General features: G+C 65.0%; 27 protein-coding genes. 12 read left to right on the forward strand and 15 right to left on the reverse strand.

Annotated features, from left to right (window positions below; genetic code table 11):
* Positions 1 to 142 precede the first annotated feature (142 nt).
* A complete protein-coding gene (locus ASD73_RS06265; protein ID WP_056370746.1) occupies positions 143 to 661 on the reverse strand; it encodes a DUF3617 domain-containing protein in 519 nt (172 codons plus the stop codon).
* Between the two features lie 88 nt (positions 662 to 749).
* Here ASD73_RS06265 and uvrB point away from each other — a divergent pair, with 88 nt between their 5' ends.
* The 3 genes from uvrB to ASD73_RS06280 all read left to right on the forward strand — a co-directional run bounded on the left by uvrB (position 750) and on the right by ASD73_RS06280 (position 5,545).
* Complete coding sequence (gene uvrB / locus ASD73_RS06270) at positions 750 to 2,936, forward strand: excinuclease ABC subunit UvrB (protein ID WP_056370747.1); 2,187 nt, start codon at positions 750 to 752, stop codon at positions 2,934 to 2,936.
* A gap of 7 nt (positions 2,937 to 2,943) precedes the next feature.
* Positions 2,944 to 3,912: a Gfo/Idh/MocA family protein gene (locus tag ASD73_RS06275; RefSeq protein ID WP_056370749.1), complete on the forward strand. Its 969-nt coding sequence runs from the start codon at positions 2,944 to 2,946 to the stop codon at positions 3,910 to 3,912.
* Positions 3,913 to 4,036: 124 nt separating this feature from the next.
* Positions 4,037 to 5,545 (forward strand): S10 family peptidase, encoded by a 1,509-nt coding sequence (locus tag ASD73_RS06280; protein WP_056370751.1) that lies wholly within the window; start codon positions 4,037 to 4,039, stop codon positions 5,543 to 5,545.
* A gap of 68 nt (positions 5,546 to 5,613) precedes the next feature.
* Here ASD73_RS06280 and ASD73_RS06285 read toward each other — a convergent pair whose 3' ends face one another.
* From ASD73_RS06285 to ASD73_RS06295, 3 genes are read right to left on the reverse strand one after another with little or no spacing between them, the layout of a single operon-like run.
* The gene (locus ASD73_RS06285; RefSeq protein ID WP_056373276.1) at positions 5,614 to 6,051 is read right to left on the reverse strand and encodes a hypothetical protein; all 438 of its coding nucleotides are present in this window, start codon (positions 6,049 to 6,051) and stop codon (positions 5,614 to 5,616) included.
* Positions 6,052 to 6,074: 23 nt separating this feature from the next.
* A complete protein-coding gene (locus ASD73_RS06290; RefSeq protein ID WP_056370753.1) occupies positions 6,075 to 6,683 on the reverse strand; it encodes a TetR/AcrR family transcriptional regulator in 609 nt (202 codons plus the stop codon).
* A gap of 10 nt (positions 6,684 to 6,693) precedes the next feature.
* Positions 6,694 to 7,248, reverse strand: a complete 555-nt coding sequence (locus tag ASD73_RS06295) for a DUF4287 domain-containing protein (RefSeq protein ID WP_200934900.1) — start codon at positions 7,246 to 7,248, stop codon at positions 6,694 to 6,696.
* A gap of 70 nt (positions 7,249 to 7,318) precedes the next feature.
* Here ASD73_RS06295 and ASD73_RS06300 point away from each other — a divergent pair, with 70 nt between their 5' ends.
* Positions 7,319 to 8,041 carry an NRDE family protein gene (locus ASD73_RS06300; RefSeq protein WP_235534216.1) on the forward strand — a complete coding sequence of 241 codons (723 nt, stop codon included), beginning with the start codon at positions 7,319 to 7,321 and terminating at the stop codon, positions 8,039 to 8,041.
* Between the two features lie 12 nt (positions 8,042 to 8,053).
* Here the strand turns inward: ASD73_RS06300 and infC are convergent, their stop codons facing one another.
* Complete coding sequence (gene infC / locus ASD73_RS06305) at positions 8,054 to 8,590, reverse strand: translation initiation factor IF-3 (protein ID WP_039572576.1); 537 nt, start codon at positions 8,588 to 8,590, stop codon at positions 8,054 to 8,056.
* A gap of 171 nt (positions 8,591 to 8,761) precedes the next feature.
* Positions 8,762 to 9,898 (reverse strand): penicillin-binding protein activator, encoded by a 1,137-nt coding sequence (locus tag ASD73_RS06310; RefSeq protein ID WP_156377321.1) that lies wholly within the window; start codon positions 9,896 to 9,898, stop codon positions 8,762 to 8,764.
* A gap of 61 nt (positions 9,899 to 9,959) precedes the next feature.
* Here ASD73_RS06310 and rsmI point away from each other — a divergent pair, with 61 nt between their 5' ends.
* The 4 genes from rsmI to ASD73_RS06330 are packed head-to-tail and all read left to right on the forward strand — an operon-like array spanning position 9,960 to position 12,756.
* Positions 9,960 to 10,820 carry a 16S rRNA (cytidine(1402)-2'-O)-methyltransferase gene (gene rsmI / locus ASD73_RS06315; RefSeq protein ID WP_056370754.1) on the forward strand — a complete coding sequence of 287 codons (861 nt, stop codon included), beginning with the start codon at positions 9,960 to 9,962 and terminating at the stop codon, positions 10,818 to 10,820.
* Entirely contained in the window at positions 10,817 to 11,167 is a 351-nt protein-coding gene (locus ASD73_RS06320; RefSeq protein WP_056370756.1) for a YraN family protein, read from the forward strand. Before rsmI ends, ASD73_RS06320 begins: the two co-directional genes overlap by 4 nt.
* 10 nt (positions 11,168 to 11,177) lie before the next feature.
* Complete coding sequence (gene gshB / locus ASD73_RS06325) at positions 11,178 to 12,128, forward strand: glutathione synthase (protein ID WP_056370758.1); 951 nt, start codon at positions 11,178 to 11,180, stop codon at positions 12,126 to 12,128.
* Positions 12,129 to 12,150: 22 nt separating this feature from the next.
* Complete coding sequence (locus ASD73_RS06330) at positions 12,151 to 12,756, forward strand: DedA family protein (RefSeq protein ID WP_056370760.1); 606 nt, start codon at positions 12,151 to 12,153, stop codon at positions 12,754 to 12,756.
* Here the strand turns inward: ASD73_RS06330 and ASD73_RS06335 are convergent.
* From ASD73_RS06335 to ASD73_RS23005, 7 genes are all read right to left on the reverse strand, one after another.
* A complete protein-coding gene (locus ASD73_RS06335) occupies positions 12,753 to 13,643 on the reverse strand; it encodes a tyrosine recombinase XerC (RefSeq protein WP_056370762.1) in 891 nt (296 codons plus the stop codon). The genes ASD73_RS06330 and ASD73_RS06335 overlap by 4 nt on opposite strands.
* 109 nt (positions 13,644 to 13,752) lie before the next feature.
* The gene (gene hemW, locus ASD73_RS06340; protein WP_056370763.1) at positions 13,753 to 14,898 is read right to left on the reverse strand and encodes a radical SAM family heme chaperone HemW; all 1,146 of its coding nucleotides are present in this window, start codon (positions 14,896 to 14,898) and stop codon (positions 13,753 to 13,755) included.
* 35 nt (positions 14,899 to 14,933) lie between these two features.
* Positions 14,934 to 15,452: a DUF2239 family protein gene (locus ASD73_RS06345; protein WP_056370765.1), complete on the reverse strand. Its 519-nt coding sequence runs from the start codon at positions 15,450 to 15,452 to the stop codon at positions 14,934 to 14,936.
* A gap of 58 nt (positions 15,453 to 15,510) precedes the next feature.
* Positions 15,511 to 16,137 (reverse strand): RdgB/HAM1 family non-canonical purine NTP pyrophosphatase, encoded by a 627-nt coding sequence (gene rdgB / locus ASD73_RS06350; RefSeq protein WP_056370767.1) that lies wholly within the window; start codon positions 16,135 to 16,137, stop codon positions 15,511 to 15,513.
* Position 16,138: 1 nt separating this feature from the next.
* Positions 16,139 to 16,855 (reverse strand): ribonuclease PH, encoded by a 717-nt coding sequence (gene rph, locus ASD73_RS06355; protein ID WP_056370769.1) that lies wholly within the window; start codon positions 16,853 to 16,855, stop codon positions 16,139 to 16,141.
* A gap of 48 nt (positions 16,856 to 16,903) precedes the next feature.
* Positions 16,904 to 17,251: a hypothetical protein gene (locus ASD73_RS23000; RefSeq protein ID WP_200961041.1), complete on the reverse strand. Its 348-nt coding sequence runs from the start codon at positions 17,249 to 17,251 to the stop codon at positions 16,904 to 16,906.
* A gap of 22 nt (positions 17,252 to 17,273) precedes the next feature.
* Positions 17,274 to 17,699, reverse strand: a complete 426-nt coding sequence (locus ASD73_RS23005) for a dienelactone hydrolase family protein (protein WP_200934902.1) — start codon at positions 17,697 to 17,699, stop codon at positions 17,274 to 17,276.
* 91 nt (positions 17,700 to 17,790) lie between these two features.
* Here ASD73_RS23005 and hrcA point away from each other — a divergent pair, with 91 nt between their 5' ends.
* The gene (gene hrcA / locus ASD73_RS06365; protein WP_056370771.1) at positions 17,791 to 18,834 is read left to right on the forward strand and encodes a heat-inducible transcriptional repressor HrcA; all 1,044 of its coding nucleotides are present in this window, start codon (positions 17,791 to 17,793) and stop codon (positions 18,832 to 18,834) included.
* A 4-nt stretch (positions 18,835 to 18,838) separates the two neighbouring features.
* Positions 18,839 to 19,387, forward strand: a complete 549-nt coding sequence (grpE, locus tag ASD73_RS06370; RefSeq protein ID WP_056370773.1) for a nucleotide exchange factor GrpE — start codon at positions 18,839 to 18,841, stop codon at positions 19,385 to 19,387.
* A gap of 74 nt (positions 19,388 to 19,461) precedes the next feature.
* Here the strand turns inward: grpE and def are convergent, their stop codons facing one another.
* Both def and recR read right to left on the reverse strand, forming a co-directional pair.
* A complete protein-coding gene (gene def / locus ASD73_RS06375; RefSeq protein WP_056370775.1) occupies positions 19,462 to 19,995 on the reverse strand; it encodes a peptide deformylase in 534 nt (177 codons plus the stop codon).
* Between the two features lie 32 nt (positions 19,996 to 20,027).
* Complete coding sequence (recR, locus tag ASD73_RS06380) at positions 20,028 to 20,624, reverse strand: recombination mediator RecR (RefSeq protein ID WP_037511316.1); 597 nt, start codon at positions 20,622 to 20,624, stop codon at positions 20,028 to 20,030.
* A 35-nt stretch (positions 20,625 to 20,659) separates the two neighbouring features.
* On the opposite strand from recR, the gene fmt reads away from it, so the two are divergent.
* Positions 20,660 to 21,580: a methionyl-tRNA formyltransferase gene (fmt, locus tag ASD73_RS06385; RefSeq protein WP_056370777.1), complete on the forward strand. Its 921-nt coding sequence runs from the start codon at positions 20,660 to 20,662 to the stop codon at positions 21,578 to 21,580.
* A complete protein-coding gene (gene truA, locus ASD73_RS06390; RefSeq protein WP_056370779.1) occupies positions 21,577 to 22,320 on the forward strand; it encodes a tRNA pseudouridine(38-40) synthase TruA in 744 nt (247 codons plus the stop codon). Before fmt ends, truA begins: the two co-directional genes overlap by 4 nt.
* The last annotated feature ends 3 nt before the right edge of the window (positions 22,321 to 22,323 follow it).

Below are 22,323 nucleotides of genomic sequence, written 5' to 3' on the forward strand. Positions count from 1 at the left end.
GCGGGCCCGCGCACATGTCAGCTCGTCGGCGCCCAACGTCCCATAACCAGGCATATTTGCGACCCCCATTTTTTGCTGCATATACGAAAGGGGCGCCGGTTTCCACCGACGCCCCATTATTTTTCATCAAAAGATGCAGGACTTAGGTCGTGGCCGGTGCCTTGCACGGACCGGTGTGGACGCTGGTCATCTGCATGACCATTTCCATGTCGCCGCCGGTCGGGGCTTTGCCCTTGGTCGTGATGGTCACGTCGTTCTTCTTGGCATCCATCGTGCCCGCCATCGCCATGTCGACCGTCTGGCCGTTCTGCGTACAGGTGCCCGCAATGTCGATCTTGCCGCCCGCGACATCCTTCTTCGACCATTTGCACTCGCCGCCGTTGCCCGGACCCTTGGCGAGTTCGGCCGCGATGTCTTCCTTGTCGACCTGTTCCTGCGTGAAGCACTGGTCCATGCCGCTGGCGCCTTCCATCATCTTCGTCATCTGGTCCTTCGCCTCGGGCGGCATGCCGGGCATTTCGAACTTCACCAGCTTGACGTCGGTCTTCCAGTTACCGGCTTCGCGTTTCACGGGGCCGCTGGCGGCCGCATTCTCGCTCTTGCCGCAACCCGACACCGCGATGAGGGCGCCGATGGCGGCGACCGTCAGAAATTTCTTCATACCCTGTCTCCTGTGACTATCCGTTTGGGGGCTTTGTTTTGATTCATTGCGATTGTGGACCCGCCCCATCGATACCATATTGGCAGCAATGGCAATTCAGATTCGTACATCGCTCGATGAAATCGACACGGCGGAGGGCTATGTCCCGCATCGCCCGGCCCGCCCCGACAAGGTCGAAGGCGGCAAACGATTCGAGCTAGTTAGCGATTATGAGCCCGCGGGCGACCAGCCTACCGCGATCAAGGAACTGGTGTCGACCGCGCTCGACGGCGAGCGCGATCAGGTGCTCCTCGGCGTCACCGGATCGGGCAAGACCTTCACGATGGCGAAAGTCATCGACGAACTGCAACGCCCCGCCCTCATCCTCGCGCCGAACAAGATCCTCGCGGCGCAGCTTTATGGCGAGTTCAAAAGCTTCTTCCCCAACAATGCGGTCGAATATTTCGTCAGCTATTACGACTATTACCAGCCCGAAGCCTATGTGCCGCGCTCGGACACGTACATCGAGAAGGAAAGCTCGGTAAACGAGGCGATCGACCGCATGCGCCACTCGGCGACGCGCGCGCTGCTCGAACGCGACGACGTCATCATCGTCGCATCGGTGTCGTGCCTTTACGGTATCGGATCGGTCGAGACCTATTCGGCGATGATCTTCGACCTCAAAAAGGGCCAGGTCGCCGACAATCGCGAGATCATCCGCAAGCTCGTCGCGCTCCAATATAAGCGCAATGACCAGGCCTTCGCGCGCGGCAATTTCCGCGTCCGCGGCGACAGCCTCGAAATCTTCCCCTCGCACTATGAGGACATGGCGTGGCGCGTCAGCTTCTTCGGCGACGAGATCGAGGAAATCACCGAGTTCGACCCGCTGACCGGCAAGAAGATCGCAACCCTCAACTATGTCCGCGTCTTCGCCAACTCGCACTATGTGACCCCCGGCCCGACGCTCAAGCAGGCGAGCGAGGCGATCCGGCACGAACTCGCCGAACGGCTGAAGGAACTCGAGGCCGAGGGGCGCCTGCTCGAAGCGCAGCGGCTCGAACAGCGCACCAATTTCGACCTCGAGATGATCGCTGCGACGGGCAGCTGCGCGGGCATCGAGAATTACAGCCGCTTCCTCACCGGCCGACTGCCCGGCGAGCCGCCGCCCACCCTGTTCGAATATCTGCCCGACAACGCGCTGCTGTTCGTCGACGAGAGCCACCAGACGATCCCGCAGATCGGCGCGATGTCGAAGGGGGATCATCGCCGCAAGATCACGCTGGCCGAATATGGCTTCCGCCTGCCGAGTTGTATCGACAACAGGCCGCTGCGCTTTGCCGAATGGGACATGATGCGCCCGCAGACGGTCAGCGTGTCGGCAACCCCGGGCACGTGGGAGATGGATCGCACCCAGGGCGTTTTCGCCGAACAAGTGATCCGCCCGACCGGGCTGATCGATCCGCCTGTCGAGATCAAGCCGGTCGAGGAGCAGGTCGACGACCTGATCGTCGAGGCGAAAAAGACCGCTGCGGCGGGTTACCGCACCCTCGTCACGACGCTCACCAAGCGCATGGCCGAGGATCTCACCGAATTCCTCCACGAAGCGGGGCTGAAGGTGCGCTACATGCACTCGGACGTCGAGACGCTCGAGCGTATCGAGATCATCCGCGACCTGCGTCTCGGGGTGTTCGACGTGCTCATTGGCATCAACCTGCTGCGCGAAGGGCTCGACATTCCCGAATGCGGGCTCGTCGCGATCCTCGACGCCGACAAGGAAGGCTTTTTGCGCAGCGAAACCTCGCTGGTGCAGACGATCGGCCGCGCCGCGCGCAACGTCGACGGGCGCGTCATCCTCTACGCCGACCGCATCACCGGCAGCATGGAACGCGCAATGCGCGAAACCGACCGCCGCCGCGAAAAGCAGACCGAATATAATGTCGCGCACGGCATCACCCCGACGACGATCAAGCGCAACATCGGCGACATCATCGCGCATGTCGCGTCGAAGGATCAGGTGACGATCGACATCGGCGACGACAAGCCCGCGCACATGGTCGGACATAATTTGCGCGCGTACATCCAGGACCTCGAAAAGAAGATGCGCGATGCGGCGGCCGACCTCGAATTCGAGGAAGCCGGCCGCCTGCGCGACGAGATCCGCAAGCTCGAAGCCGACGAACTCGGGCTGCCCGCCGATCAGCAGGTCGCACCGCGCGTCGGCCGCTCGAACGAGGGCAAGCCCGGCACGCGCAAGGGCCGCTTCGGCAAGCAGAGCAAGACCAAGTGGGGGCGGTGACGATCCGATGACCCTGATCCGCTGGGGCATGATCGGTTGCGGCGACGTGACCGAGCGCAAAAGCGCACCCGCCTATCAACAGGTCGAAGGATTTGCCTTGCATGGCGTCTTCAGCCGGACCCGCGCGAAGGCCGAGGATTATGCGACGCGTCACGGCGTCCCGCAAATCTTCGACAGCGCGGCGACACTGATCCACGCCCCCGATATCGACGCCGTCTATATTGCGACGCCCCCCGACAGCCACGAAGCCTATGCGCTCGAAGTCGCCCGGGCGGGCAAGCCCTGCTGCATCGAAAAGCCGATGGCGCCCGACCGTGCCGCGTCGCTCCGTATCCGCGACGCCTTTGCCGATCGGGGATTGCCGCTCTTCATTGCCTATTATCGCCGTTCGCTTCCCCGCTTCCGGCAGGTCAAGGCATGGCTCGACGACGGCGCGATCGGGACCGTCCGTCACATCCACTGGGCGCTAACCAAGCCGGCCAGCCCCGCCGATTTGTCGGATGCCAACTGGCGCGTCGACGCCGCGGTCGCGCCCGGCGGCTATTTCGACGACCTCGCGAGCCACGGCCTCGACCTCTTCTCTTGGCTGTTCGGCGAGGTGGAGGATGTCGCGGGCTTCGCCGTCAACCAGCAGGGTCGGTACAGCGCGGCCGACGCAGTGACCGGATGCTGGCTGCACAAGGGCGGCGTTACCGGATCGGGAAGCTGGAACTTCGGCGCGGCCGAACGACAGGACCGGGTCGAAATTACCCGCAGCGCCGGCCACATCATCTTTTCGATATTCGACGAAGAACCGTTCCGACTCGTGTGCGGTGATGAACATATCGAGACGGTCATCGCCAATCCGCCCACCATCCAGTATTTTTACGTCGAAGCGATGCGCGATCATCTCGCCGGCCGTGCGAAGCATCCTTCGACGGGCGAAAGCGGCGCGCACACTGCTTGGGTGATGGACCGGATTCTGTCGCGCCGGTGAGGCGGGATTACATCTGCCTCATCTTCGATGCGCTTCGACAAAACGTATACGTTTTCCGACAAGCGCTCTTGCCGCCATGCTTGACGCTGCCTAGGGTCCGCCCCGAAAACGGGGAGAACCACTAATGAAAACAGGTCTGTCGCTTATCACCCTGGCGCTTGCTGCCGCTGCGCCCGCCGTCCTTTACGCGCAGGACAAGCCTGCCGAAGACAAGGCGAGGGCTGAAAAGCCCGCCGAGGTCGAACCGCAGGTTCGCACTACCAAGCTGTCGGGCACCTTCGGCGGCCAGCGGATCAACTATGCCGCGACGATCGGCGAGACGATCATCAAGAACAAGGACGGCGTGCCCGAAGTCGCGGTCGTCACCACCTCCTATGTCAAGGAACCGCGCGACCCCGCCCGGCCGATCACCTTCCTGTTCAACGGCGGCCCCGGATCGGGCACCGTCTGGCTGATGATGGGAGCCTTCGGGCCGAAGCGCGTCGCGATCCCCGGCACCGGCGTCGACGACGGCGCCCCGCCCTATCCGATCGTCGACAACCCCGACGCGCTGCTCGACGTCACCGACGTCGTCTTCATCGATCCGCCGGGCACGGGATTTTCGCACCTGATCGGCAAGGCCGACCCCAAGGATTATTACGGGGTGACGCAGGACGCGAAGCTGGTCGCCGAGGTGATCCGCCGCTGGCTGAACGACAACGGCCGCTGGAACAGCCCCAAATATCTGGGCGGCGAAAGCTATGGCACGACGCGCTCGGCGGCGGTCGCCAACCAGCTGATGAACGAGACCTACAACGACGTTGCGCTGAACGGCATCATCCTGATCTCGACCGTGCTCGATTTCGCGGCGGGCGCCGACACCCCGGGCAATGAATTATCGCCGATCACCAACCTGCCCTCGATGGCCGCGACCGCGCTCTATCATGGCAAGGCGACAGCGCCGTCGGTCGAGGGGTTCGTCGAGGAAGCACGGCAATGGGCGATCGGCCCCTATGCCACCGCGCTGCTCAAGGGTCAGAAATTGCAGGGTGAGGAACGCGCCGCGATCCGCCGCGAATTGTCGCGCTTCACCGGCCTGTCCGAAACCTTCCTCGAAAACGCCGACCTCCGCGTCACGCCGAACCGTTTCTACAAGGAACTGCTGCGCGACCGCGGGCTGACCGTCGGCCGCCTCGACAGCCGCTACACCGGCAAGGATTATGACAGCGCGGGCGAAGGCCCCGACAACGACCCCAGTTTCTATGGCATCGACGCGAGCTATACCGCCGCAATCAACAGCTGGAGCCGCGACGGGCTGGGGTTCAAGACCGACCGCGAATATCAATCGATCGGCCGGATTGGCGGGCAGTGGGACTGGCGGATCGGCGATCGCGACAGCAATAGCTACCTCAACGTTGCGCCGTATATCGGGCAGGCGCTGCGCGAGAATTCGGGGCTGAAGGTGCTCGTCGCGCAGGGCTATTATGATTTCGCGACGCCCTTTTTCGCCGCCGAATATGCGCTGTCGCGCACCGGCATCCCGCAGGATCGCATCAGCTACACCTATTATGGCGCGGGCCACATGATGTATATCCGCGACGAGGACCGGCATAAATTGTCGGCCGACGTGCGCGCTTTCATCCGGGGGCGGTAACCCAAACTACCGTCTTTCCAAGCTCGTCATCCCGGCAAAGGCCGGGATGACGAGCTTGCTACGCTGAGTCAGCGCAGCACACCCTTTGCCGCTTGCGATCGCGCGTAAAGGAAGAGCCCGATCGCGATCACCCAGATCACTGCGGTGAAAATCATCGGAAAGGCGCCGAACATCCGCATCAGGTCGCCATAGTGCATGCCGAATTGATAAACGCTGCTGAGCGCCAGCCCGATCAGCGAGACGAGGAATGCCGTTACCGCGTGGCGGCTGCGCACGAGGAGGAGCAGCGAACCGAGCAGCGCTCCCCATACCCCAAGCGCCCAGCCGATGTTCGCCCAGACGGGAAAGCTGGCGAAATAGGCCTGCTGTTCGGGCGTGAAGGCCGCGAGATATTCCGCATTGCCCATTTTGGTCATCGTATAATCCATCGCGCCGAAGGCGTTCCAGATCAGCGACACCGCCCCGACCACCCACAGGTGCCAGGGTGTTTTGCGCACTTCGGTCATCATAAGTCTCCCCCTCCAGAAAGTCAGGCGAAGCTATCATCCTTTGCCGTCGCCATCAACGTGGTGATATAGTCCCGCAATACAGCAATGTTGCGGTCGAAATAACCGATGTCGCGATAGGTGCGCGCCTGCATGACCGCGCCCTCCATCACCGTGAGCACGAATTCGCCGAGCGCCTTGCGATCGGCGCCCTTCGGAAGGCGATCGGCGGCGGCATCGAAGCAGCCCGCGATCGCGGTGGACCAATTGCTGAAGTTCGCCGCCATCAGGTCGCGCACCACCGGATCGGGCTCGTGGATCTCAAGCGCGAGGCTGCCGATCGGGCAACCATAAGTACAATCGGTGACGATCAGATGCGTGCGATAGCCCGCGAGCAGCGCGAAAATCTTGTCGATCGGATCGACGACTCCCTCCCAGTTGGGGGCGAGCAGCATTTCGTCGATCCCATCGCGATAGAGTTCGAGCACCCCAACCAGCACGTCCTGCTTGCCCGGGAAGAAATGATAGAGGCTGCCCGAATGCACCTGGCTGCGCGAAAGAATGTCGGCGACCGAGGTCGAGAGATAGCCCTTCTCCCAGAACAGTTCCATCGCGGTCATCAGGATGCGCTGGCGCGTGTCGGCGGCGTTCAATGGCTTCCCCCTATCCGGTACGATCATAGGCGGCGCGGAGCCAGCCCGCCACATCGTCGCCCGCCTCGGCATCGGCGGCGATCCGCACACGGTGCGAGACCATCGCGTTCCAGCTGCCCGCGGCTTCGAGCTTACCTGCGGGCTCCTCGCCCTTAAGCGCGAGGCCGATGTCGAAGCGGTCCTTGGTCGAGGGCTGGAGAAGTGCAAACTGCTTCTTGCGGCGGAGGCTGACATAACCCTTCTTCGGCGCCAGTTCGACGTCGTTCCCAAACCCCTGCACCAGCCGGGTCAGCCGGTCATAGAGCGGCCGCCAATGCGCCCGGGCGCCGTCGAACGCCGCCGCGACCAGCGAGTCGTCGTCCTGCGACAGCGACGACGACTCGTTGGCGGCATGCACGATCATATTGGCGTAGCCGTGCCCAAGCCCATGTTCGGATTTCAGGTGGTTCACCAGCGACATATGGCCGGCGATGCCCGTCGCGCGTGCCGCGGCGACCCATTCGTCCAGCCCCTTGCCGGTCTTGGCACGGAGGCTTTTGCCCATTTTCTCGAATTCGTCGGCCACAACCGTCCTCCCTCAAGATGAGTTGATTGAACATTCAATCAAGCGATTTGTCAAGAAGCTTGGCAAGCGGGTGGCGAGCCCCGATATGCGCAGCATGTGCGTCGTCGCCCTTGCTCACAAAGCCCATCCCGACTGGCCCCTCATCCTCATCGGCAATCGCGACGAGCTCCACGCGCGCGCTGCCGCGCCGCTCGCCGAATGGGGCGATGGCAGCGGGATCGTCGCGGGCCGCGACCTGCAGGCCGGCGGGACATGGCTTGGGGTTCATCGTCCAAGCGGCCGCGCCGTGGTCGTGACCAATGTCCGAGGTGCGATGCCCGATCCCGCGAAGGAGTCGCGCGGTGCGCTGGTGTCGAACATGCTGCGGGGCGAAGGACGCTTTGCCGACCCCGCAGCCGACGATCTGCCGCGCTTCAATGCGTTCAACCTCTTCGCGGTGGGCGACGGCAATACGCGGCTGCTCACCAACCGGCCGGTCCCGCTGATCATGCCGCTCCAGCCCGGCGTCCATGCGCTCGCCAACGAGCCCGTTGATGCGCCCTGCCCGCGCGCCGAGCGGCTGCGCCTTGCCCTCGATGCGACGGTCGCGGACGGCGGCGACCCCGAGGGCCTGCTTGACACGCTGATGGCCGAGGACGACCCCGCGCTGTTCCTGCGCGGCGAGGTCTATGGCACGCGCGCCTCGACGCTCGTCGCGATTTCGGCGGACGGCGACGTCAAGATGATCGAACGCCGATACGAAAAGGGCGGCCGCCCCATCGGAACGACCGCCCTCGAATTTCGTCTCGGCTGAGCCGGTCGCGCCCTATTTCGGCGCGATCACCATCAGCATCTGGCGACCTTCGGTGCGCGGATGCGCCTCGACCTTCGCGATTTCCGACGTCAGTTCGGCGACGCGCTGGAGCACGTTCAGGCCGAGCTGGGTGTGGCTCATTTCGCGGCCGCGGAAACGCATGGTCATCTTGACCTTGTCGCCTTCCTCGAGGAAATCGAACACCTTGCGCATCTTCACGTCGAAATCATGATCGTCGATATTCGGACGCATCTTGATCTCTTTGATTTCCTGCGTCTTCTGGCTCTTGCGTGCGAGGTTCGCCTTTTTCTGCGCCTCATACTTGAACTTGCCGACGTCGAGGAATTTACACACCGGCGGATCGGCGTTCGGGGATACTTCAACCAGGTCTAGCCCGACGGAAGCCGCCTGCTCAATCGCTTCGGCCGTCAGCATCACGCCCAGATTTTCGCCTTCCTCGTCGATCACGCGGACTTTGGGGGAGGCGATAAATTCGTTGTAACGCGGGCCGTTTTTGGGCGGCATCGGTGCCATTGGGCGACGGGTCATGGGCGGTGGTATAGCTGTATCTCCTGGAACATTTAAAATAGGCGTGCAGCATCGACGCAAAAACACGCGTGGTGGTCATATAGTGATCAAAGCGCCGTCGTAAAGGCCGCGACGCTCACCTTATAACGCTTTTCGGGCTGACTGTGGCCGCTCTGCCACTGTCAGAGGCGACTACCATTTGGTCGGCGCGGGATCGACGACGCGGAACCCGCCCGCACCGATTTCACTGACCTCGAGCGCACGCTCAGCGATACCCCGGTTGCTGAAACGGAAGATGCCGTCGATGCCGCCAAAACCGTCGGCGGCGAGCAGCCGGTTCGCAGGGAAATTGGTGCCCGGTTTCCAGTCGCGCGCGATGCGCACCGTCAGCAGCACCGAGTCATACCCGAGACTCGCAAGCCGGTACGGCGTCTTGCCAAAACGCGTGCGATATTTGGTCGCGAGCTGGCCATAGAGGCCGTCCGAAACGCTGGCGAACCACGCCCCGCGCATCACCGCGCTGCTGCCGAGCGCGGCGTCGGTGTTCCACAGTTCGGTGCCGAGAATCTGCTTGTTCCCCGTGGTCTTGATCACCGGCACCGCGCGAATGGCGTTGCCGCCGCTGTCGGCGATCAGCACTGCGTCCATCGCACCCGCGTTGGCGAGGCGCCGCGCCGCGCCGGTGAGTGCGGTCGCGCTGCGGTCATAGCTTTCGACTGCGACGAGCGTGCCGCCTGCTTCCGCCACCGCGGCGCGGAACGCCGCTGCCGAGCGGTCGCCATAGACATTCTTGGGCACAAGCGCGCCGAAGCGCTGATGGCCTTTGCCCCGTGAAAAGGCGACGACGCGCTCGACCGACTGGCCGGGGACGAAGCCCATGATGAAGACGCCGTTGCCCGCGACGCCACTGTCGTTCGAGAAGCTCAGCACCGGCACCTTCGCCGCGCGCGCGATCGGCGCGACCGCGGTGACATCTTCACTGAGCAGCGGGCCGAGGATCAGCTTGTTGCCGTCGGCAACCGCCTGCCGCGCCGCTGCGGCAGCGCCGAGCGCGGTGTCATAGGTGGTGATGCGGACACGTTCGGTGCGCGAATCGAGCAAAGCCAGCGTCGTCGCGTTGGCGATCGCGGTGCCGACGTCGGCGTTGGCGCCCGTCTGCGGCACGAGCAGCGCGACGCGGTGGCGATCAGCGTCGGTCGGCAAGCCGGGGCCGACATTGTCGTCGGGGTTCGTCGGGGGCGGCGGGGTCGCCGGGCCGTTGGATTTCGGCACCACCTGACACGCCGCGAGCAACCCCGCCATCGCCATCACACCCAGCCCGCGTAACATTTGGCGGCGCGGCGATGCTTTAATTTGGCGCTGGTCGGCAGTTTCTGCCATTTTCGGCGTCATGCCAGATTCGAACATCTCAGATTCTCCCTTGCCCGGTCTCTATATCGTCGCGACGCCCATCGGCAACCTTGGCGACATCAGCACGCGCGCGGCGACGACGCTCGCCTCCGCCGGCGTAATCGCCGCGGAGGACACGCGTGTGACCGCGAAACTGCTGTCGCATCTGGGATTGCGTGTGCCGATGACCCCCTATCATGATCATAGCGACGAACGCACGCGCGCCGCTCTGGTTGCGCGGATGGAGCAAGACGTCGTCGTTTTGGTGTCGGACGCGGGAACCCCGCTGATTTCGGACCCCGGCTACAAGCTCGTCCGCGACGCCCGCGCAGCCGGTCGCCACGTCACGACCCTGCCCGGCCCCTGCGCTGCGATCGCCGCGATCACCCTGTCAGGCCTGCCGAGCGACCGCTTCCTGTTCGCGGGCTTCCTGCCGAACAAGGCCAAGGGACGCGCCGACACGCTCGCCGAGTTCGCCGGGCTGCGCGCGACCTTGGTGTTTTACGAAAGCGGGCCGCGGCTGTCGGCGTCGCTCGCGGCGATGGCCGAAGGGCTCGGCAATCGCGAGGCCGCCGTCGCGCGCGAGATCAGCAAGATGTTCGAGGAATGCGTCACCGGCACGCTGACCGAGCTTTCCGCGCGCTATGCCGACGCGCCGCCCAAGGGCGAGATCGTCGTCGTCGTCGGCCCGCCCGGCGAAGCCGCCACCGAGGAAGCCGACGATGCAACACTCGACTCGGCGCTCCGCGAAGCGATGGCCGACAAGCCCGTCGCGCAGGCGGCGAAGGCGGTCGCCAAACGTTTCGGCCTCGACCGTCATGACGTCTATGCGCGCGCGCTGACGCTGAAAGAGCAGGCTTGAACCGCGCCACCGCCGAAGCGCGCGGGCGCAAGGCCGAACGCCGCGCCGCATGGTGGCTGCGCCTCCACGGCTGGCGCATAATCGGCGAGCGGCTGCGCGTCCCCGTCGGCGAAGTCGATCTCGTCGCCCGGCGCGGGCGCACGATCGCCTTTATCGAGGTCAAATGGCGCGACCGCGCCGCCGACCTCGACCTCGCGATCGACCATTATCGCCTGCGCCGCGTCGCCGCCGCCGCCGAAATGCTGCGCCCGCGCTTCGCCGGCCCGCGCGACGACATCAGGATCGACGTGATGCTCCTTGCGCCAGGGCGCCTGCCACGCCATCTGGTCCACGTCTGGCAACCCTGAGGAAGAAATAATGATCCTGCGCGCCGCGGTACAAATGGACCCGATGGACAATATCAACATCGGGGGCGACAGCAGTTTTGCGTTGATCCTGAAGGCGCTCGAACGCGGGTACGAACTCTATCATTACGATGTGCGCGGACTGACCTGGGAGGCTGGGCGGCTGACGACGAAGGCGCACCGCATCATCGCGGCGCAGCGTGAAGCGGGCGCCCACTATAAATTCGGCGACGAGGTGCTGCTCGATCTCGGCCGCGACGTCGATGTCGTGCTGATGCGGCAGGACCCGCCCTTCGACCTCGGCTATCTCACCGGTACATGGCTGCTCGAACGTCTCGCGGGCCAGACACTTGTCGTCAACGACCCCGTATCGGTGCGCAACGCCCCCGAAAAAGTGTTCGTGCTCGATTTTCCCGAATTCATGCCGCCGACGATGGTCACGCGCAGCCTCGACGCGGTGAAGGATTTTCAGGCACGCCACGGCGCGGTCGTGATCAAGCCGCTCCACGGCAATGGCGGCAAGGCGGTGTTCAAGATCGATGCCGACGGCGGCAACCTCGGCGCACTCGTCGAGCTGTTCGGACAGGTGTGGCCCGAACCTTTCATGGTCCAGCAATTCCTGCCGAGCGTGTCGAAAGGCGACAAGCGCATCGTGCTCGTCGACGGCGAGGTCGCCGGCGCGATCAACCGCAAGCCCGGTGAAGGCGAATTCCGCTCGAACCTCGCGGTCGGCGGTTTTGCCGAGGCGGCCGAACTGACCCCGCGCGAGCAGGAGATTTGCGACGTGCTCGGCCCGCAGCTCCGCGAACGCGGCCTCGTCTTCGTCGGCATCGATGTGATCGGCGGCGAATGGCTCACCGAAATCAACGTCACCTCGCCCACCGGGATCGTCGCGATCGACCGTTTCAACAACAGCGATACGGCGGGATTGATCTGGGACGCCATCGTGCGGCGGATCGGCTGACGCGCCCGCGCGTTCCCTCCTCATGACCGATTTCATACTCAATCTGATCCAGAGCTGGGGCTATGCGGGGATCTTCGTCCTCATGTTCCTCGAAAATGTGTTTCCGCCGATCCCATCCGAGGTGATCATGGGGCTCGGCGGCATCGCAGTTGCCAAAGGCCATTTCGATTTCTGGACGCTCGTCGCGGTCGCGGTCGCGGGCACGACCGCAGGCAATTGGGTCTGGTACGGCATCGGCCGCTGGATAGGCTATGAACGGCTCAAGCCCTTCATCGACCGACACGGCCGCTGGCTGACGCTCGACTGGGCGGAGGTCGAGCGGCTCCACAATTTCTTCCTGAAATATGGCCCCGCGATCATTTTCGTGGCGCGCTTCATGCCCGTCGCGCGGACGATGGTGTCGCTGCCCGCGGGCATGGTGAAGATGAACCAGGCGAAATTCCTGACCTGGACCGCCGCCGGATCGACGATCTGGATCGCCGCGCTCGCGGGCGCCGGTAACTGGTTCGGCGGAAAGTTCGCGAATCTCGACGCCTTTGTCGGCCCCGTCGCGCTGGTCGCGATCGGCTCGCTCGTCGTCGTCTATATCTACCGCGTCATCACCTGGAAGCCGAAGCAGGCCGATTAGGCGCGCGGGTGTGCGCTGCGGTAGATGTCGAGCAGATGCGCGGCATCAACCGCGGTATAGACCTGCGTCGAGGCAAGGCTCGCATGGCCGAGCAACTCCTGCAGACTGCGCAGATCGGCGCCGCCCGCGAGCAAATGCGTCGCGAAACTGTGGCGCAGCGCGTGCGGGGTCGTGCGTTCGGGAAGGCCCAATGCGCGCCGCGCCGACCGCACGCTCGCACGCACCACGCCGGGCTGGAGCGGCCCGCCGCGCGCGCCGACGAAGATCGGCGCATCCTTGGCGATCGGCCAGGGGCAGGCTTCGACATAGCGTGACACCGCGCTGGCGACCGCTGGAAGGATCGGCACGATCCGCGTCTTGCCCCGTTTGCCCGTAACGCGCAGCGTCTCGCCGAGGGGCAATACCGCGCCCGTCAGCGACAGCGCCTCGCCGATGCGCAGCCCCGCGCCATAGAGCAGCAAGAGCAGCGCAAAATCGCGCGCGCCGACCCAGCCCTCGCGCGCATTGTCCTCGACATCCTGCGCCAGCGCGAGCGCTTCGGCGGGCGACACCGGGCGCGGCAGGCCCTTCTTCACCCGCGGCCCGCGCATCTGCGGCACGCTGGCGCCCGATCCGCCGACAAAGCGCAGAAAGCCGCGCAGCGCAGAAAGCTCGCGCGCCGCCGATGCATTGCCGAGCCCCTCGGCGCGGCGGTCGGCGAGATAGGAGCGCAGATCGTTCGGGGTCAGCGCCTTCAGCATGCGCGCATCGACCGCGCCGCCGCGATGCCGCGACAGAAAGGCGCAAAACCGCCCGGCAGTTGCGATATAGGCGCGGCGCGTATGCTCCGACCGGCGCTTCTCGTGCGCCAGATGGGCATCCCAGTCGCGGATCAAATGCTGCGGCAAACCATATCCCCATTCCCGTTCGCATCGAGCGAAGTCGAGATGCCCCTCCGCGGCGCGCAAGGTCGAGGGGCATCTCGACTTCACTCGACACGAACGGACCGAGAGCAAGCTAGTGGGTTTTGACAACCTCGGAAAGGATCGAGTCGAGTAACAATATGCCGTCGTCGGTGACGGCAATCCGGTCGCCGTCGTGCGTCATCAGCCCCTGCTTCGCGAGCCGTGCCACCGCACCCGCATCGACGAACGCGTCGCGCGCCAGCCCGCTCCGCGCTTCGATCCGCGCCAGATCGATCCCTTCAGTCAGCCGCAGCCCCATCAGCATCGCCTCGGTCGCGCGTTCGGCAGCTGGCAGGTCGCTTTCGACCTTCAGCCCATGACCGTTGCGTTCCACCGCGGCGACGAAATTCTCGGGCTTCTTGTGCCGTTCGGTCGCCTGCCCCAATCGCCGCCCGTGCGCACCGGGGCCGACGCCGGCATAATCGGCGTAGCGCCAGTAAGCGAGGTTATGGCGGCTCTCCTGCCCGACGCGCGCGTGGTTTGACACTTCGTAGCGCGGCAATCCCGCGGCGCGCGTCATAGCCTGCGTCATATCGAACAAGTCAGCGGCAGCATCGCCATCGGGGATGGTGAGGTCGCCTTTCGCCGCGAGCGTCGCGAACCGCGTGCCGGGTTCGATGGTGAGCTGATAGAGCGAAAGATGGTCGGTGCCGAAGGCGAGCGCGCCCGCCAGTTCGCTTTCCCACGCCGCCATCGACTGCGCGGGCCGCGCGTAGATCAGGTCAAAGCTGACGCGCGCGAAATGCTCCTGCGCCGTCGCGATAGCGCGGCGCGCCTCATTCTCGCTGTGTGCGCGGCCCAGAAATTCAAGCACTTCCGAATCGAAGCTCTGAACCCCTATCGAAACGCGATTCACCCCCGCAGCGGCGAGATCGGCGAAATTGGCCACCTCGACCGAATTGGGGTTCGCCTCCAGCGTGATCTCGACGTCATCCGCGAGGTCCCACACATCGCCCGCCGCCGCGATCACCGTCGCGACGGTCGCGGGCGGCATCAGGCTGGGCGTACCACCACCAAAGAAAATCGACCCGACCGTGCGCCCCGGCAGCAGTGCCGCCTCATGCCGCAGATCGGCGAGCAAGGCGTCGCACCACTCCGCCTGATCCACGCTCTCGCGCACATGGCTGTTAAAGTCACAATAGGGACATTTCGACACGCAAAACGGCCAATGGACATACAGGGCAAGCGGTTCGGCCATGGGCCGCCATATAGGGGATGCGCTGCGAATGTCAGCTAGCGGCCCAAAAGATGCCCGATATGATGGCGGATATCCTCGGGCCAGTTCGCGATCAGTCCGGCAAAAGCGGCATCGTCGTCGCGGTAAAGGGCACGAAGCGCCTCCTCATAACCGGGGCGGTCGCCGCAAAGGTGGCTCATGAAGTTATACGCGGTGTCGCGCCGCTGCTTTGCGCTGGGCGTGCCCTTACTCGCGGTTTCAACCAGCCGGCGCAGCGCCGCCGACGCGCCGCCCGGCTGCGCCGCGAGCCAATCCCAGTGCCGCGGCAACAGCGTGACCTCGCGCGCCTTGACGCCAAGCCGCGGACGCCCCGCCGATGGCGGCGCGGGTGCGGCCTTCGCGGCATCCCAATAATCGAGGTCGGTCAGCCGCCCGGTCACGTCGTCGAAGACAAGGATCGCGCCAAGGTCGGCGGGATAGCGATCTTCGAGCGTGCGGGTGACCGTTTCGCGGCTGCCCGAAGCCAGGCGTGAATCTCCGAGGAAGGCGGTGACGCTTTGATGTTCTTGAGTCATAGCCGCCCATTACACCCGGGTAAAATATAAGTCAATATCACCCGGGTATAATTACGACCTATTCGAAAGCGCCTGCGACCAATTTGGCAAAAGCGTCTGCCCGGTGGCTGATCGCATGCTTTTTCGCTGGATCGATCTCAGCATAAGTCAGTATGTTACCGACCGGAATAAAGACCGGATCATAACCGAAGCCCAGTTTCCCGCGCGGCGGCCAGGTTAAACTGCCCTCAGCGCGGCCCTCGAACACTTCGGCATGGCCGTCGGGCCAGGCGAGCGCGAGGGTGCAGATGAAGCGCGCGCTGCGGTCGACATCAGGCCCCTGCTCCGCCAGCAATCCTTCGACCTTGCCCATCGCCATATACCAGTCGCGGCCCGGATTGCCCTCGAACCATTGCCGCTCGGCCCAGTCGGCGGTGTAGACGCCGGGCCGGCCGCAGAGCGCCGCGACCTCGAGCCCGCTGTCGTCGGCGAGCGCCGGAAGTCCCGCCGCGGACGCGCTCGCATGCGCCTTCAGCAGCGCATTCTCGCGAAAGCTCGTCCCCGTCTCCTTCGGCTCGGGCAGGCCGAGGTCGCCCGCCGACACGGGTTCGATCCCGAAGGGTTCCAGCAGCGCACGGATCTCGCGCACCTTGCCCGCATTATGGCTGGCGATCACCAGCCTGCCGGGGGCGAGCCTGCGCGTCATCTCAGCGACCCGTCGCCTTGTCCTGCGCCGCGAAAATCTCGGCGCAGCCGATGCGTGCGAGGCGGAGCAGTCGGAGCAGGCCCTCCTCGTCATAGGTCGCGCCCTCGGCGCTCGCCTGCACTTCGACGATCTGGCCCTTCGCGGTCAGCACGAAATTGCCGTCAGCCTCGGCGACCGAATCCTCATCATAATCGAGGTCGAGCACCGGCGTGCCGTTATAGATGCCGCACGAGATCGCGCCGACCTTGTCGACGATCGGATCTTCGGCAATCGTCTTCGCCGCGAGCAGCTTGTCGACCGCGATGCGCAGTGCGATCCACGCGCCCGAAATCGACGCGGTGCGCGTGCCGCCATCGGCCTGGATCACGTCGCAGTCGATGATGATCTGGCGCTCGCCGAGCTTCTTCATATCGACGACGGCGCGCAAGCTGCGGCCGATAAGCCGCTGGATTTCTTGCGTCCGTCCCGACTGCTTGCCCTTCGCCGCTTCGCGGCTGCCGCGCGTGTGCGTCGCGCGGGGCAGCATGCCATATTCGGCGGTGACCCAGCCCGCGCCCTTGCCGCGCATCCACGACGGCACCTTCTCGTCGACGCTGGCGGTCACCAGCACCCTGGTGTTGCCGAAGCTGACGAGCACGCTGCCCTCGGCGTGGATGGTGAATTCGGTTTCGATCGCGATGGGGCGCATCTGGTCGGGCGCGCGGCCTGAGGGGCGCATAGACTGTCCTTTCGATTGGTGATTGCGGTGGCCCTTAGGCCGCCGACCTCATTCGCTCAACCGCATCTTGAAGAAATCGAGGATTTCGTCGCGCGCCTGCACGGTCGGCTGGCCCGCCTCGTCGATCAGGTGGATGGTGACGACGCTATGCGGGTTCTTCATCGGGCTGTCGGGGTTTGCGGCGCTGTCGGGCAACACCTTGCCGATAAAGCGGTCGCCGAGCGCATCCGCATACGCCGCGAAGCGCGCTGCCTGGCAATATTTGTCGCCCTCGAAGCGGTAGGCAAGCACGGTCAGGTCCTCGGCCTCCATCCGCTTTTTCACCGCAGCCAGCTCATCGGGCGCGATATGCATCCCGGCCGCGTCGTTGAGCGGCAGCGAGGGCTGTGCCAGCACGGGCGCGAGCACGGATCGAGCATCATCGACAGCGCAAAATTGCCGGTGAAGCACATGCCGATCGCCCCGACGCCCTTGCCGCCGCATTCCCGATGCGCTGCGCTGCCAGCGCGCGGAGCCACTGCGTCGCCGGCGAGCTTTCATTCGCCTGGAAGGCGCGGAACCGGCGGCTGATGCAGCCACCGACGATGGTGAACAGCGCGCCGGGCATGCGCGGAATGGCTCCATCCTTGCCGAAGATATGCGGCATATAGACGGTGAAGCCGGCGTCGCGGACCCAGCGGGCGAAGCGCGCGACGTGCGGGCTGATGCCGGGCATTTCGGTCATCACGATCACCGCAGGACCGCTTCCTATCGTGTACACGCGATGCTTGCGGCCGAGCAGGGTGATGTCGCGATGCTCAAAATCGTCGAGCGGGTCGTCGCGGTCGAGTGGCGGTGTCGTCATGATTTTCTCCCCCGCGAGCGAGGTTAACGCTGCTTGCACGCACTGGCCAGCAAAGCTTGCCCCAACCCCTCCCCATCCCTAAATCCCCACTATGACTACCCCGCCGATCACCGAACTCACCACGCGCGCCCGCGACGTGTTCCGGCTGGTCGTCGACGCCTATCTCGAGACCGGCCAGCCCGTCGGGTCGCGCACATTGTCGAAGCTCGCGGCGCTGAACCTCTCGCCCGCATCGATCCGCAACGTGATGCAGGACCTTGAGGAATTCGGCCTGCTCGCCAGCCCGCACACCAGCGCCGGCCGCCTGCCGACCGAACAAGGCCTCCGCCTCTTCGTCGACGGCATGATGCAGGTCGCCGAGCCCTCGGCCGAGGACCGCGCACAGATCGAGGCGAGCCTGTCCGACGCCGGCCCGATCGAAAGTGCGCTCGCGCAGGCCACCTCGGCGCTGTCGGGGCTGTCGGCGTGCGCGGGCCTCGTCCTCGTTCCCAAGCACGAGCGCGTTCTCAAACAGCTCGCCTTCGTGCCGCTCTCGGCGAACCAGTCGCTCGTCGTGCTCGTCGCGGGCGACGGCGCGGTCGAGAACCGCGTCATCGACATTCCGCCGGGACTCAATCCCTCGGCACTTGTCGAGGCGGGCAACTATATCAGCGCGACGCTCGCCGGGCTGACGCTCACCGAAGCGATGGCGCGCGTGCGCCGCGAGATCGAGGCCGAGCGCATCGCGATCGACCGCGCGGCGCAGGACCTCGTGTCGCGCGGGCTCGCCATCTGGTCCTCCGACGGCGCCGATCGCCCGGTGCTGATCGTACGCGGGCAGGCCAATTTGCTGGACGACAGCGCGGTCGGCGATCTCGACCGGGTGCGGCAGCTTCTCGACGAACTCGAAACGAAACAGGATATCGCGCACCTGCTCGACAGCGCGCGCGAAGGTGCCGCAACCCGGATTTTCATCGGCTCGGAGAATAAATTATTCTCGCTTTCGGGCTCGTCCGTGATAGCGGCGCCCTATCGCGGATCGGACGGGCGCGTGGTCGGCGTGGTCGGGGTCATCGGCCCGACGCGCTTGAACTATGCCCGGATCGTTCCCATGGTGGATTTCACCGCACAATCGCTCTCCAGACTGATACGATAGGTTTATGACGAACATTGAAAACGACACGCCGGTCGACGACGGCGCGAACACCGAAGCTGCCGAGGCAGCGGCCCCCGCAAACAGCGAGAATGAAGAGCTGGCACAGCTCGCCGAACAGGTCGCCTCGCTTCAGCAGGACCTGCTCTATGCGCGCGCCGAGACGCAGAATGTCACGCGCCGCAAGGACAAGGAAATTGCCGACGCGCACGCCTATGCCGCGACCAAATTCGCACGCGATATCCTGTCGGTCGCCGACAATCTCGGCCGCGCGCTCGCCGCACTCAGCGAGGAACAGCGCGCCGACGAGGCGATCAAGCCGCTGATCACCGGGCTTGAAGCGACCGAGCGCGAATTGCTCAGCGTCTTCGAACGCAACGGCATCACGCGCATCGCCGCGATCGGTCTGCCGCTCGATCCGAACCAGCATCAGGCGATGCTCGAAATCCCGAGCGAGCAGAGCCCAGGCACGATCGTGCAGGAAATGCAGGCGGGTTATATGCTGAAAGACCGCCTGCTGCGCCCCGCAATGGTGGCGGTGGCAAAGGCGGGGTAACCGCCGCCGCGACATCGCAGACAAAAAGAAACCCCGGTGAAAGCCGGGGTTTCTTTTTGTCGGTTATCGGTCGGTCAGGCCGCCTTGCGGAGCTTTGCCAGCTTCTTCAGCACCATCTCGCGCTTCAACCGCGACAGATGGTCAATGAACAGGATGCCTTCCAGATGGTCGTGCTCGTGCTGGATGCACGTCGCCATCAGCCCGGTCATGCGTTCCTGATGGTGCTTGCCATCCTCGTCCTGCCAGTCGACCGTGACTTCGGCGGGGCGCGTCACTTCGGCATATTGTTCGGGGACCGACAGGCAGCCTTCCTGATAGATGCTATGCTCTTCGCTCTCGTCCGAAAAGACGGGGTTGATGAAGACTCGCGGCTCGCGGATCAGGGCCTTGCCCTCTTCGTCGTCAGGATCGGGTTCCTGCAGGTCGATCACCAGGATGCGCTTCGCCACGCCGACTTGGATCGCTGCCAGCCCGATGCCGGGCGCGTCGTACATCGTCTCGAACATGTCGGCGATCAGCGTCTTGAGCTCGGCGTCGAAGGTTTCGACGGGCTTGGAAATGACGCGCAACCGGGGATCCGGGGTCTCTATGATAGGGAGTAAGGCCATGGGGGCTCAGGTATGAACTCGAACGCCCGGCGTCAACCCACCGGTCGTCGTGCTCTGAGCGCCTGCGCCAGCGTCCCCTCATCGAGATAATCGAGTTCGCCACCGACCGGCAAACCGTGCGCCAGCTGCGTCAGCCGCACCGGATAGCCCTCGAGCCGCTCGGCGAGATAATGCGCCGTCGTCTGCCCCTCCAAGGTCGCGTTCATCGCGAGGACGACCTCGTCGATGCCGCCCGCGGCGACGCGGTTCACCAGTGCGTCGATCGCGAGATCCTGCGGACGAATCCCCTCGAGCGCTGACAATCGTCCGCCGAGGACATGATATTTTCCGGGGAACAGCCGCGACTTGTCGAGCGCCCAGAGGTCCGACACTTCCTCGACGACACACAGCGACCGCGCATCGCGGCGCGGGTCGGCGCAGATCGCGCAGGGGTCGTGCGTGTCGACATTGCCGCAGATGCCGCAGGTGACGAGCCGTTCGGACACCGTCTGGAGCGCGGCGAGCAGCGGCACGAACGCCGACTCGCGCTTCTTCATCAGGTGCAGAACCGCACGCCGCGCCGAACGCGGGCCGAGGCCCGGCAGGCGGGCGAGTTGCTGGACGAGCGCTTCAATCTCTTGCGATGCCATGACGGATGGTCTTAAGCGGCGCGCAAGAAATGACAATGCGCATCGCCTTTATGGGAACGCCGCCCTTCGCGGTGCCGACGCTCGCCGCGCTTCATGCCGCCGGGCATGAGGTCGTGGCCGTCTATACGCAGCCGCCGCGTCCGGCGCAGCGCGGCAAGAAGGTGCAGCAGAGCGCGGTACATGTCTGGGCCGAGGAACATGGCCTGCCCGTCCGCACACCGAAGAGCCTGAAGAATGAGGAGGCGCAGGCCGAATTTGCGGCGCTCGACCTCGATGTCGCGGTGGTCGCGGCGTATGGCCTGATCCTGCCGTCGGCGATCCTCGACGCGCCGCGCGAAGGTTGCCTCAACGTCCATGGCTCGATCTTGCCGCGCTGGCGCGGCGCGGCGCCGGTGCAGCGCGCGATCCTCGCGGGCGATGCCGAGACGGGTGTGACGATCATGCAGATGGATGTCGGGCTCGACACCGGTGCGATGCGGTTGATCGGACGCACCCCGGTCGACGGCAAGACCGCGGGCGAATTGACCGACGAGCTGGCGGCGATCGGCGCCGAGCTGATGGTGAAGGTGCTGAGCGACCTGCACGCCTTCGCGCCCGAAGCCCAGCCCGACGAAGGTGTCACCTACGCCGCCAAGATCGACAAGAGCGAAGCGCGGCTCGATTTCCTGACCAGCGCGGTGCAGGTCGAGCGGCAGGTTCGCGCGTTCAATCCCATGCCCGGCGCCTTTTTCGAACTCGACGGCGAACGCTACAAGATTTTGGCCGCCGAGGTCGTGCACCCGTCCGCTACGGTCGCGGGCGCCACTCCCGGCGCCACTCTCGACGATGCGCTGACTGTCGCCTGCAACCCCGGCGCGATCCGCGCGACGCGGGTCCAGCGCGCCGGCAAGCCCGCAATGGATGCCGGCGAACTGCTGCGCGGCCGCGCGATAGCGGCGGGCACGCGCCTCGCATGACGCGCTTTTCCCTCACGATCGAATTTGACGGCCGCCCCTATATGGGTTGGCAGCGGCAGGCGCACGGTCCCAGCGTCCAGCAGGTCATCGAGGAAGCAATCCACCGCTTCACTGCCGAGACGGTGCAGGTATTCAGCGCCGGGCGCACCGACGCGGGGGTCCATGCCATAGCGATGCGCGCGCATGTCGACATCGAAAAGCCGCTGACGCCGTTCAAGCTGACCGAGGCGCTCAACGCGCAGCTCCGCCCCGCGCCGATCGCTGTGGTGCGATGCGAGATCGTCCCAGACGACTGGCACGCGCGCTTTGCCTGCATCGGCCGGTCTTACGAGTATCGCATCGTCAACCGCCGCGCGCCGCTGACGTGGGACAAGGGGCTTTCGTGGCAGGTTGCCCGGCCGCTCGATTCCGATGCGATGCACGCGGCGGCGCAGCAACTGATCGGCCTGCACGATTTCACCACCTTCCGCTCGGCGCATTGCCAGTCGCAAAGCCCGGTGAAGACGCTCGATAAACTGACCGTCAGCCGCCACGGCGACGAGCTGATTATCGAGGCGGCCGCGCGCAGTTTCCTGCACCATCAGGTGCGCTCGATGGTCGGCTGCCTCGCGCTTGTCGGTTACGGCAAATGGTCGGCGCGCGATTTGAAGGCAGCGCTGGAGGCGGCGGATCGCAATGCGCTGGGGCTGAATGCCCCGCCCGACGGGCTGTATTTTGTGAGCGCGACCTATCCGGCTTGAGCT

The sequence above is a fragment of the Sphingopyxis sp. Root154 genome, assembly GCF_001427105.1.
Taxonomy (GTDB): Bacteria; Pseudomonadota; Alphaproteobacteria; order Sphingomonadales; family Sphingomonadaceae; genus Sphingopyxis.

Coding starts and splice junctions, on each gene's coding strand:
- ASD73_RS06310 (WP_156377321.1), bottom strand. CDS start 9,898: ATGTTACGCGGGCTGGGTGTGATGGCGATGGCGGGGTTGCTCGCGGCG.
- ASD73_RS06330 (WP_056370760.1), top strand. CDS start 12,151: ATGACCGATTTCATACTCAATCTGATCCAGAGCTGGGGCTATGCGGGG.
- hemW (WP_056370763.1), bottom strand. CDS start 14,898: ATGGCCGAACCGCTTGCCCTGTATGTCCATTGGCCGTTTTGCGTGTCG.
- ASD73_RS06285 (WP_056373276.1), bottom strand. CDS start 6,051: ATGACCGAAGTGCGCAAAACACCCTGGCACCTGTGGGTGGTCGGGGCG.
- rph (WP_056370769.1), bottom strand. CDS start 16,855: ATGCGCCCCTCAGGCCGCGCGCCCGACCAGATGCGCCCCATCGCGATC.
- rsmI (WP_056370754.1), top strand. CDS start 9,960: ATGCCAGATTCGAACATCTCAGATTCTCCCTTGCCCGGTCTCTATATC.
- ASD73_RS06345 (WP_056370765.1), bottom strand. CDS start 15,452: ATGACTCAAGAACATCAAAGCGTCACCGCCTTCCTCGGAGATTCACGC.
- fmt (WP_056370777.1), top strand. CDS start 20,660: ATGCGCATCGCCTTTATGGGAACGCCGCCCTTCGCGGTGCCGACGCTC.
- hrcA (WP_056370771.1), top strand. CDS start 17,791: ATGACTACCCCGCCGATCACCGAACTCACCACGCGCGCCCGCGACGTG.
- ASD73_RS23005 (WP_200934902.1), bottom strand. CDS start 17,699: ATGACGACACCGCCACTCGACCGCGACGACCCGCTCGACGATTTTGAG.
- ASD73_RS06280 (WP_056370751.1), top strand. CDS start 4,037: ATGAAAACAGGTCTGTCGCTTATCACCCTGGCGCTTGCTGCCGCTGCG.
- truA (WP_056370779.1), top strand. CDS start 21,577: ATGACGCGCTTTTCCCTCACGATCGAATTTGACGGCCGCCCCTATATG.
- infC (WP_039572576.1), bottom strand. CDS start 8,590: ATGACCCGTCGCCCAATGGCACCGATGCCGCCCAAAAACGGCCCGCGT.
- ASD73_RS06265 (WP_056370746.1), bottom strand. CDS start 661: ATGAAGAAATTTCTGACGGTCGCCGCCATCGGCGCCCTCATCGCGGTG.
- gshB (WP_056370758.1), top strand. CDS start 11,178: ATGATCCTGCGCGCCGCGGTACAAATGGACCCGATGGACAATATCAAC.
- recR (WP_037511316.1), bottom strand. CDS start 20,624: ATGGCATCGCAAGAGATTGAAGCGCTCGTCCAGCAACTCGCCCGCCTG.
- rdgB (WP_056370767.1), bottom strand. CDS start 16,137: ATGACGCGCAGGCTCGCCCCCGGCAGGCTGGTGATCGCCAGCCATAAT.
- def (WP_056370775.1), bottom strand. CDS start 19,995: ATGGCCTTACTCCCTATCATAGAGACCCCGGATCCCCGGTTGCGCGTC.
- ASD73_RS06275 (WP_056370749.1), top strand. CDS start 2,944: ATGACCCTGATCCGCTGGGGCATGATCGGTTGCGGCGACGTGACCGAG.
- uvrB (WP_056370747.1), top strand. CDS start 750: ATGGCAATTCAGATTCGTACATCGCTCGATGAAATCGACACGGCGGAG.
- grpE (WP_056370773.1), top strand. CDS start 18,839: ATGACGAACATTGAAAACGACACGCCGGTCGACGACGGCGCGAACACC.